This is a genomic window from Bacillus sp. SIMBA_008, assembly GCF_046535495.1.
GTDB lineage: Bacteria > Bacillota > Bacilli > Bacillales > Bacillaceae > Bacillus > Bacillus subtilis.
In genome coordinates, this window is sequence record NZ_JAWRWL010001235.1 from 1 (window position 1) to 237 (window position 237).

1 protein-coding gene is annotated in these 237 nt (G+C 72.2%); it reads right to left on the bottom strand.

All coding sequences use genetic code 11. The features are described from left to right. Positions 1–237 (bottom strand): NAD(P)-binding domain-containing protein (locus SB658_RS27380; RefSeq protein WP_410603699.1); only part of this gene is annotated, 237 nt, incomplete at both ends.

Here is a 237-nt window from a genome sequence, read left to right on the forward strand (position 1 = left end):
GTCGACTGATCGTCTTCGTCGAGCTCGGGCCAGCCGTCGTCGCGTCGCTCGAAGAGTCGGTCGGCGACGCCGAGCCCGGGGCCGTATCCGGTGGCGGCAATGGGGCGGGAGTCCGCGCGAATGCGCTGCCCGTTCGTCAGGCCCACGGCCCAGCCGTCGCCGTCGCGCTTGACGCCTGTGGCATTCGCGTCGATGAGCGCGAGGCGGCCTGTGGCGAGCGCCTCCCTGAGACGCATG